Raw genomic sequence first — 10,265 nt, forward strand, 5'->3', positions numbered from 1 at the left:
GCTTACGCTTGCCCAAGCCCTCAGCGTCACCGAACGTCAGCTGCATGGATGAATCCTCTACATAAGGCGATAGTGTCGCGCATCTGCGGTGAGTTGATCAGACCTTCCCTAGGCCCAGAACATCTCGCAATACCTCATTAGCAGAACCAGCCTTGTTTACGTGATCTAAGACTCGTGAATAAACACTAAGTTCGGGCGCAAGACCTGCAAGCGATGCTTCCAGTTTATTACTACGATAAGCCAGAACATTAACCACTGAGTCCCTAACCGCGGTAACAATAAATGGACTATGAGTAGCCACTACAAACTGCACATTGGGAAACGCTTTCAGCAGATTGGGAAGTAACTCTCGCTGCATTGAAGGGTGCAGGTGATTCTCGGGCTCATCGATAACAACAACAAATTCACTAGCCTGATCGGAGTATGTAAATATTTGCCAAGCCAGATCTACTACTGCCCCAACCCCGCCAGAAACAGAATCAAGAAGAAACTCACCGCTCCTAGTAATTAATACAACGTCAGGGGTTCTGATCTCCAGGGAAATAAACCCAAGTGTACTGGGAATTACAGCCCTGAGCACTTCTATAAATCCAAGGTAAGACTTAAGTAAGTCAGGCCTACCCTGCACATAACCATTCCCTGCGCCGAAGGTGGCCATAGATATCAAGGCTTCCTTCATACGAAACATAGGTGAAACGCCGGAGTGGGCATGCCCATGAACGTAGCGATTCATCTGCTCATTATAGTAATTATGAAATGCTTGAACGGCACCAATACCTGTCGTCGGAATTGAACCTATCTGCTGGTATCTAGAAGCTACACGGTGCGAAGGAATACTAATTCCTTGAATATGGGACTGCGGATTAATTGTTATCCCGTACTCCACCCCACCGGTTGGGCTGACTGAGAGAACAGCCTTTTGTCCGTTTGAATATGTGACGTACCCGAATTCAGAAGAAGCTTCGCTCTCCCCTCTTAGCCAACTAAACATTCCCCTGATAACACCCGAGAGATAGCTTATTGAGCCGTCCCTGCCTTGACGAGGACTGGCAAGGTATGGACGAGCCCACCCAAGATGCTGCGTTAGCAATGAGAGAAGAGTGGTTTTTCCGGCTCCATTGGCGCCGGTTATTACCGTCAAGCGAGGGTGAATCTCAATATCGACATCATCGAACTGTCTCCACCCTTTTACAGCAAGCCTAGTGAACTTCATAAAATTCCCCTTTTCTCGCTAGCCTGCTTTCGCTGCCTGTAAGAGTGACTACAAAGAAAAAGGGGAGCTATGCTCCCCTTTCTGGCTCAAACCCCAACCGGATTCGCCTTCTCAGGATCAATCTTGTACTGCTTAATCGCCCGAGCCACATCCTTACCCGTCATCTTCCCATCCTTCGCCAGCGCGGCAATCGCCGCATGCGCGATGTAGTAACGGTCCACTTCGAAGAACCGGCGCAGATTCGCACGCGTGTCCGAGCGGCCGAAGCCGTCGGTGCCGAGGACGGTGTAGGTCATCGGGACGAAGGCGCGGATCTGGTCGGCGAAGGCGCGCACGTAGTCGGTTGCGGCGATGGCCGGGCCCTGGCGGCCTTCCAGCAGCTGGGTGACGTAGGGCTTGCGCTGTTCGGCCTCCGGGTGCAGGCGGTTCCAGCGTTCCACGGCGTAACCGTCGCGGCGCACTTCGTTGAGGCTGGGGCAGGACCAGATGTCGGCGGTGACGCCGAAGTCCTTGTCCAGCAGCTCGGCCGCGGCGATGGCTTCGCGCAGGATGGTGCCGCTGCCCAGCAGCTGCACGCGCAGCTCGCCCTTCTTGGGCTTGCCGGCGTCCTTGAGCAGGTACATGCCCTTGATGATGCCCTCGGCTGCGCCGTCCGGCATGCCGGGGTGGGCGTAGTTCTCGTTCATCAGGGTGATGTAGTAGTACTCGTCGATCTGGTCTTCCATCATCGCCTTCATGCCGTGCTGCATGATGACGGTGACTTCGAAGCCGAAGGTGGGGTCGTAGCTACGCACGTTCGGAATCGAGCCGGCGATGACCTGGCTGAAGCCGTCTTCGTGCTGCAGGCCTTCGCCGTTGAGCGTGGTGCGGCCGGCGGTGCCGCCGAGTAGGAAGCCACGCGTGCGCATGTCCGCTGCCTGCCAGGCGATGTCGCCTACGCGCTGGAAGCCGAACATGGAGTAGTAGATGTAGAACGGCAGCATCGGCACGTCGGACACCGAGTAGCTGGTGCCTGCGGCCATCCACGAGGCGATGGCACCCGGCTCGCTGATGCCCTGCTGCAGCACCTGGCCGGTCTGGTCTTCGCGGTAGTACATCAGCTGGTCGGCATCGACCGGCTTGTACTTCTGGCCGAACGGCGCATAGATGCCGATCTGGCGGAACATGCCTTCCATGCCGAAGGTGCGCGCCTCATCGGCCACGATCGGCACGATGCGCGGGCCCAGTTCCTTGTCGCGCAGGGCGATGTTGAGGCTCTGCACGAAGGACATGGTGGTGGAATAGCTGCGCTCGCCGCTGTCCTTGAGCAGGCGCTCGAACTTGTCGAGCGTGGGCGCGACGAACGACTTGCTGGCCTTGGGGAGGCGCGAGGGCAGGAAGCCGCCGAGCACGCTGCGGCGTTCTTTCAGGTACTGCACTTCCGGGGAATCTTCGCCGGGGTGGTAGAACGGCACCTGGCCGTCTTCCAGCTGGGCGTCGGTGACCGGGATGTTGAAGCGGTCGCGGAAGTGCTTGACCGCCGCGTCGTCCAGCTTCTTGGTCTGGTGGGTGGGGTTGAGCGCCTCACCGGCCGAGCCCATGCCATAGCCCTTGACCGTCTTGGCCAGGATCACGGTGGGCATGCCGGTGGTGTTCACGGCCTGGTGGTAGGCGGCGTACACCTTGTGCGGGTCGTGGCCGCCACGGTTGAGGCGCCAGATGTCGTCGTCGGACAGGCCGGCGACCATGGCCGCGGTCTCCGGGTACTTGCCGAAGAAATTGGCGCGGGTGTAGGCGCCGCCGAAGGCCTTGCAGTTCTGGTATTCGCCGTCGACGGTTTCCATCATCAGCTTGCGCAGCACGCCGTCGGTGTCCTTGGCCAGCAGGGCATCCCAATAGCCGCCCCAGAGCAGCTTGATGACGTTCCAGCCGCCGCCACGGAACACGCCTTCCAGTTCCTGGATGATCTTGCCGTTGCCGCGCACCGGGCCGTCCAGGCGCTGCAGGTTGCAGTTGACGACGAAGATGAGGTTGTCCAGGCCTTCGCGGCCGGCCAGCGCGATGGCGCCCAGGGTTTCGGGTTCGTCGCTCTCGCCGTCGCCGATGAAGCACCACACCTTGCGGTCGGACTTCTCGATCAGGCCGCGGTTTTCCAGGTAGCGCATGAACTGCGCCTGGTAGATGGCCGCCAGCGGGCCCAGGCCCATCGACACGGTGGGGGTCTGCCAGAACTCGGGCATCAGCCACGGGTGCGGGTAGGACGAGATGCCCTGGCCGTCCACTTCCATGCGGAAGTTGTCCAGCTGGGACTGGCTGATGCGGCCTTCGAGGAAGGCGCGGGCGTAGATCCCCGGGGCGCTGTGGCCCTGGATGAACAGCAGATCGCCCGGATGGTTGTCCGAGGGCGCGCGCCAGAAGTGGTTGAAGCCCACGTCGTACAGCGTGGCGCTGGAGGCGAACGAGGCGATGTGGCCGCCCAGGTCGCCGGGCTTGCGGTTGGCGCGCACGACCGTGGCCATGGCGTTCCAGCGGATGATCGAGCGGATCTTCCACTCCAGCGCGGAGTCGCCGGGGTGCTTGGCCTCGTTAGCCGGGGAGATGGTGTTGACGTACTCGGTGGTGGGCGAGAACGGCAGGTAAGCGCCGGCGCGACGGGTCTGTTCGACCATGCCTTCCAGCAGCTGATGGGCGCGCTCCGGGCCTTCGACGTCGATGACGGCCTTGATCGATTCGAGCCACTCCTGGGTCTCGAGCGGGTTCGGATCGTTGTGCAGCACTTCGTTCAACCAGTTCATTAGCGCTCCCGGGGGGACACACCCCGCGGGTGTGTCGACATCGTGAATTCGTAAACCCCCAAGTGTACCGCACGCACCTGTTGCCATTCCTCGCTACGGGTGCGTATGGAATGGGACGCTGTCGTGCGCCGAGTGGGGCGTCGATGCCGGCTGGAACGACGGTACGGCGCAGCGGACGCTGCCGGTGTACGACCAAAGGATGAGGGCCAGCGGCGGGCGATGGACGGCCGCCGCCGTGGGGAATGGACCGATGTACATGCCCCCGTAGGAGCGCACCTGGGCGCGAGGAGCTTTCTCGGTAACGCCTGTCGCGCTCGGGTGCGCTCCTACGATGGCGGGATCTGTGGGTGCGGCTGGGTGCCTTCGCCAGGACATCCCCCGCGGCGGGCGCCGCCCCGTGGGGGCATGCTGGTCAGAACGCTTGCAGCGCTTCGGTCAGTTGGCCGTTATTGTTGACTGCGCCCATGGTGTAGCCCTGCCAGCCGGGGTAGGCGTTGGGTTCCCAATAGAACACGCCAAGCACGCGCGCGCCGATGCTGCTGCGGCTGAGCAGGTTGCTGAGCATGGCGCGGGTGGTGGCCGCTTGCTGCCAGTCCATGCCGACCTCGGAAATCACCACATCGCTGCCGTAGCGCGCAATCATGTCGCGCATGTTGGTGTCCAGGCGGCTGTTGTAGTCCTGCCAGCTGCCGACGGGGGGTAATGCGACATGCCGATGACATCCCACTTGCCGCCTGCCGAGCGCAGGTTGTCGAAGAACCAGCGGAAGTTGGCGTTGTCGTAGCCGTTGGCCAGATGCACGACGACCTTGGCATTGGGATACACCGCCTTGGTGGCGTTGTAGCCGCTGTTGATGAACTGGCCCAGGGTGGCGAAGTTGGGCGTCTTGCCTTCGTTCCACAGCATGCCGCTATTGATCTCGTTGCCGACCTGCACCCAGCTGACGGTGATGCCGTTGTCCTTGAGATATTTGAGGATGCCCTGGGTGTGGCTGTAGACATCGGTGTTGAGCTGGGCGACGGAGTGGCCGGCCCAGGCCGCAGGTTTGGTCTGTTTGCCCGGGTCGGCCCAGCTGTCGCTGTAGTGGAAGTCGATCATGATGCGCATGCCTTGCGCGGCGGCGCGCCTGGCCTTGTCCAGGGTGTCGCGGCCATCGTTCCAGCCGCCCGACGGGTTGACCCACACGCGCAGGCGAATGGCGTTGCCGCCGACATCCTTGAACAGCTTGATGAAGTCGGCGGTGTTGCCGGCTGCATCGCGAAACACCTGCGGCGGATTGTTGGCGGCCTGTTGATTGAGCCAGCTGACGTCCGCGCCTTTGGCGATGCCTTGCGCGCTGACGCCGGCGCTGCACAGACACAGCAGCAAGATGAGCCATACACGGTGGTAGTGCCTGCAAAAAATGGGCATGGAACGCTCCCTTGATCGATGAGTGTCGCGCCGGGTGGTGCCTTGCTTTGATCCCGCTGCCTTGCCTCGCGCGCGTGCGCGGCGTGGCAAGCGCCTGGCCGTGCATCGCTGCAAACCCGCAGCGATTCAAGCACGGCCGTACAGCCCGGTTGAGGCCGCTATAGGTACGGAGGAGTTGTGGCATATCTCGACGCAGGAAAACCTTGCGTTCGCACACCTGCTGCGGGCCGGTTGTTGTGCAGATGCAGCAGCAGCGGTGCGCGTTATTGCGCGAACGAACGCAAAAACGCCGGGCAGGCCCGGCGTCTTGATGCAGCGTTGGATGGTGGCGATGTGCAGTCCGGGCGGCGTGCGGCATGGGCGGCAGCGTGGTGTGGCACTGCACACAAACGCGGCGGCCCCATGCCCCGCTCCCCTTAGCCGATGGCGCGTGCGCCCTGCTGCTGTTGCTGGGTCTGCGATTGTTGCTGTTCCAATACCACCGACTGACGCGCCGCGTTTTCGGCAACGCGTTGGCTGCTCTGTTCCAGCGGAGTATTCATTGCCGTCATGGTGTCCACGCTCACGCGCAGCTGTGCCGGGTCGTCGACGCGGCCCTGCACGGCGAAGGTGCGTGCGGCATCCGGGCTCATCATCACCGCATCGATGCGCTGGCCACCGGCGGCGTGCATTTCCGATGCGAGCGAACCGGATAACTGCGCACTGTGCTGGTCGGGCGTGCGCCCGGCACGTGCGTCCTGCGCGTGCACGCCGCGCTGGGCATCCTGGAACAAGCCATTGCCCACGTGTCCGGGTTGATCGATCCGCAAGGAGGTGTGGCCGTTGCCATGCTCGCGTGCGTCGCGTTTGGCCGGCTCGCCCGGCGCGAGCGGGCCGCGGATGGCGTCCTGGCCGAGGCCGCGCGCGCTGCGCGTGAGGATGGTGGTACCGGTGCGCAGCCCGTCCACATCGCTGCGGTACTCGTCGATCATGCGCTTGTTCTGCTCGGCGAGCGGGCGCGCGTTGGGGTCCCTGAGCGCAGAATGTTCGCCCAGAAAGTTGCCCAGCTTGTGCGCACCGAGCGAACCGCCGGCCGCAACCAGCGGGTAATCGGGAATCAGGAAGTTGGCCTTGCTGTTGCTGTAGCCGGCACCGCTCAAGGTGGCGATCTCATCGGGCTTGGCATACATGCGCACCTGCCCGAAGTGCGGCGATGCCGCGCTGACCGGGTCCGATGCCATGACATGATTGATCACGCTATTGCCACCTTCCGGAATCCGGTAACTCAGGCTTGCCGCGCCATACGCGTTGAAGGTTTCGCCCTTGAGGCCGTAGTGGTGTGCGGACACCTGCGCAAGCGCGCCGCCGAGCGAATGGCCGGTGACGGTGACTTCCGGCGTACGTCCTTCTTCCTTACCGAATTCCTTCGCGTACCCCAGGGCATGCTTGGTCAATGCCAACGCATCGGCTGCCTGCGGATTAGTCCGCGAGGTGACCATGGTGGCGTCAGTGAGAATGTCGTTGGCCGCACCTTCGGTGCCCCGATGCGCAACAACGATTTCGCCACTCCCCTCACGTCGATAGATCGTGCCCTGGTAGCCGCTGGATTGATTGTTGACATGCTCGAGGACAGCGTAGCGCTGTCCTTCGATTGTCACGATCTCTTCTTGCCCCGGGGCGCGGCGGCCTACTGCACGATCCTTATAAACGTCATCGGAGAGACCGGCGTATTGCGTTGAAGGAATGCTCATGGCGCAACTTCCTTGGCAGCCAGCGTGATGGTGAACAGCTTGTCGCGAATCTCTGGCTTGAACTCTTCGATATTGCGCTTGCCCATATCGGGAAAATCGCTCATTTCCGATCGCGGGTAACGCTCGCTCCAGTAGTACTTGCTCGATGCAGTCTGTCCAGTCACGGTTGCGGCTTCGATAAACGACAAGAACCGCGTCTCATCTTCGGCGCCGGTGGCCTTGAGCAGCACGCTGGCGCCGCTGAATTCCCAATGGCACACGCCGCGACCGTAGTAGTCCTCGTCCTGCATCAGATCCAGATACACCGTGCCGCGGTATTCGGTCTCGGAAATCTTCTTGAGCGCCACATTTTCCTGACTGGTGATGCGGCCGGCGGTGCCGGTTTCCGGCTGGATCTTGCCGCATTCCTGCTCGTTGCTGACATCGTATTGCGCCGCAGCCTCCACCAGGCTAAAAGCGCCGGGCGCCTTGTCCAAGGTGAGCGTGACCTCGTAGGCCTTGCGCGGGCTCGGATTCAACCTGGCAAGACCGCGGCCGCCGGCCTGAACGTCGGCTGCTGCAGTGGCCTCGGTGGCGGAGGAATGGGTCTGGGTCATGCTGGTCTCCGGGGAGTGACAGGCCGTAAGCAAAAGGGCCAGCAGGCTTGGGGTCAACATCTGGCGCAAGGCCGGCCTCCGTGGCAGGTGGGCGGCCAATCTAGTCCGCTCGCGTTCGGCCGGTCAATCGCCACCACGTGAGGATGAGGCTGCCAGAGAGTTGTGCATGGCAGCAAAGCTGCCATGATCCAGCGCAGCTGCTGCCACGAAGAGTGCGCCATGCGCCACCGCCCGCGATCACTGCCCCACCAGACATCGATCGCCGCGCGCATGCCCTGGCGCCGCAGCTTGCGCATGCGTGTACTGCTGGCGGCCACCGCGGTGCTGGTGGCGTTGCTGACGGTGCTGGGCACGGTGTTCTACCTGGGCGCGCGCGCCGAGCTGGTGGAGGCGGCGCGCACCGAGGTGGATGGCCTGACCGAACAGACCGCGCGCAGCCTGGCGGCCTTGCTCGATTCGGTGCAGGTGAGCGGGCGCACGCTGGCCGCCAGCAGTAGCGGCGTGGGGCTGCAACCGTTCAATCTGCGTGCGTTGCTGCTGGCCACGCTCACCGGCGACCCGGATATCGGGGCGGCGCGACTGATCATTGCGCCGCGCACGCAGAAGGCCGGCGACAGCGGGTTTGTGTGGTACGTGCACCGCAGCGGCACGCGCATCGCGGAAAAATCCGCGCTGGAACTGGGTTACGACTATCGCGCGATGCCCTGGTATCTGCGCACCCAGCGCGAGGGCCGCGCATGGTGGTCCGAGCCCTACCTGGATGCCAACGGCGGCGGCCTGTACACCAGCTACAACCTGCCACTGCGCCGGCCTGGCGATGCACCGGACACGGCGCCGGTGGGCATGGTGAGCGTGGACCTGCCGTTGCAGCATCTGCGCGAGATCATCGATCAGCTGCCGCGCGATATCGGCATCCAGACGATGCTGCTGTCGCCGGAAGGCCTGCTGGTCTTCAGCCCCGACCCGGCACTCAATCTGCGCCACTCGCTCACCGCCTATGTGGCCCGTTCGCGCCCGGATCTGCGGCCATTGCAACGCGCGGTGGCGGCCGGCCAGCCGATTTCGTTTTCGCATACCGCGCCCGACGGCGAGCGCTTTCTGACCCATAGCGCAGCGGTGGGGCGCAGCGGCTGGACCTTCGTGTTGTCGGCTTCCGAAGGCTACGTGCTGGCCGACCTGAACTGGCTGGCGGCATGGGTGGCGCTGGCCGCGCTGCTGGGCGCCATGGTGTGGTGGTGGTTGATGCGGCGGATCACGCGCAAGTTGACGCGACCGATCGAAGAACTGACAGACACCGCCGAGCATTTTCGTCGTGGCGAATTCGAGTACCCGTTGCAGCACATCGAACGCGACGACGAGGTGGGCGTGATGGCACGCGCCTTCGACAGCGCACGCGATGCGATCCGCCACCACATCGCCGAGATCGGCGAGATGACCGCCGCGCGCGAACGCATGCACAGCGAGCTGCAGATCGCGCGCGAGATCCAGCAGGCGATGCTGCCTTCCGGGCGCACCTTCGACCGCGCCAGTTCGCATCTGGAAACCTGCGCCTGGCTGGAACCGGCCAAGGCGGTGGGCGGAGATTTCTACCACTTTGTGGAAACCGAACCGGGCCTGCTGTGGTTCGTGGTGGGCGATGTCTCCGACAAGGGCGTGCCGGCGGCCTTGTTCATGGCGCGCGCGGTGAGCGTGCTGGAGATTGCCGCGCGCCGGTACACGCGCCCGGACGCGATCTTGATTGCCGCGTCCACGCGGTTGGCCGAAAACAACGAGACCTGCATGTTCGCCACCGTGCTGTGCGGCCTGATCAACGTGGTGAGCGGCGACTACTGGCTGGCCAGCGCTGGGCACGAGCCGCCGCTGTTGATCGATATCGACGGCACGGCACGCCCGTTGCCACTGGAAACCGGTGCGCCGCTGGGGATCGAGCCGCAGGAGTCCTATCCGGTGCTGCAGGGCCGCATGAGCGCCGGGCAGACCTTGCTGGGCTACACAGATGGCGTGACCGAGGCGATGGACGAGCGCGGCGCCAGCTACGGGTTGGAGCGGTTGCTGGCGGCGCTGCACCCGCGCCGCAGCGCGGCGGCGCAATGCAAGGCGGTGATCGCCAATATCGCCCGTTTCACCGGCACGGCCGATCCGTACGACGACATCACGCTGCTGGCGATCCGGCTGCGCCAGGAGCATGCTGGGCGGGTCGCACACGCTGGCCGGGACGCGCCCGGAAAGGCAACGACTGCATGAAGCTCGATTTGGCCATCGCGCCATCGCTGGCCCAGCTGGCCGGCGCCAACGATGCGCTGGAACAGTCGCTCACGCTCGAGGGCCTGCACGCCGAGCGCATCGGCCAGGTGCGGTTGATCGTGGAAGAGCTCGGCTGCAACGCGCTGACCCACGGCCAGTGCGCCGCACAGCCGCTGCGCCTGCAGCTGCAGCTGGACGCCCAGGCGCTGGTATTGGAAATGCACGATGCAGGCAGCGCCTTCGACCCCTGCGCCGCGCCCATGCCCGAGGTGACCGACGGTAATCCCCCCACTTTTAG

6 protein-coding genes and 1 pseudogene are annotated in these 10,265 nt (G+C 63.4%); 2 read left to right on the plus strand and 5 right to left on the minus strand.

The features are described 5' to 3' along the window. Positions 1-97 precede the first annotated feature (97 nt). The 5 genes and pseudogenes from J7360_RS17610 to J7360_RS17630 form a co-directional block, all read right to left on the minus strand. The gene (locus J7360_RS17610; RefSeq protein WP_209034343.1) at positions 98-1,213 is read right to left on the minus strand and encodes an ATP-binding protein; all 1,116 of its coding nucleotides are present in this window, start codon (positions 1,211-1,213) and stop codon (positions 98-100) included. Between the two features lie 86 nt (positions 1,214-1,299). Continuing rightward, positions 1,300-3,987, minus strand: a complete 2,688-nt coding sequence (gene aceE, locus J7360_RS17615) for a pyruvate dehydrogenase (acetyl-transferring), homodimeric type (RefSeq protein WP_209034345.1) — start codon at positions 3,985-3,987, stop codon at positions 1,300-1,302. A gap of 412 nt (positions 3,988-4,399) precedes the next feature. Then, a pseudogene (locus tag J7360_RS17620) lies at positions 4,400-5,397 on the minus strand (arabinogalactan endo-1,4-beta-galactosidase). Between the two features lie 416 nt (positions 5,398-5,813). Next, a complete protein-coding gene (locus tag J7360_RS17625; RefSeq protein WP_209034348.1) occupies positions 5,814-7,127 on the minus strand; it encodes an XVIPCD domain-containing protein in 1,314 nt (437 codons plus the stop codon). After that, positions 7,124-7,723 carry a hypothetical protein gene (locus J7360_RS17630; protein WP_057663417.1) on the minus strand — a complete coding sequence of 200 codons (600 nt, stop codon included), beginning with the start codon at positions 7,721-7,723 and terminating at the stop codon, positions 7,124-7,126. Before J7360_RS17630 ends, J7360_RS17625 begins: the two co-directional genes overlap by 4 nt. 219 nt (positions 7,724-7,942) lie before the next feature. Between J7360_RS17630 and J7360_RS17635 the strand changes: the two genes are divergently transcribed. Then, complete coding sequence (locus J7360_RS17635) at positions 7,943-9,967, plus strand: SpoIIE family protein phosphatase (RefSeq protein ID WP_081027975.1); 2,025 nt, start codon at positions 7,943-7,945, stop codon at positions 9,965-9,967. Then, a partial coding sequence (locus tag J7360_RS17640; RefSeq protein WP_209034350.1) for an ATP-binding protein occupies positions 9,964-10,265 on the plus strand: 302 nt, incomplete at its 3' end. The genes J7360_RS17635 and J7360_RS17640, both read left to right, overlap by 4 nt.

The organism is Xanthomonas sp. D-99, assembly GCF_017746145.1.
Lineage (GTDB): Bacteria > Pseudomonadota > Gammaproteobacteria > Xanthomonadales > Xanthomonadaceae > Xanthomonas > Xanthomonas cissicola.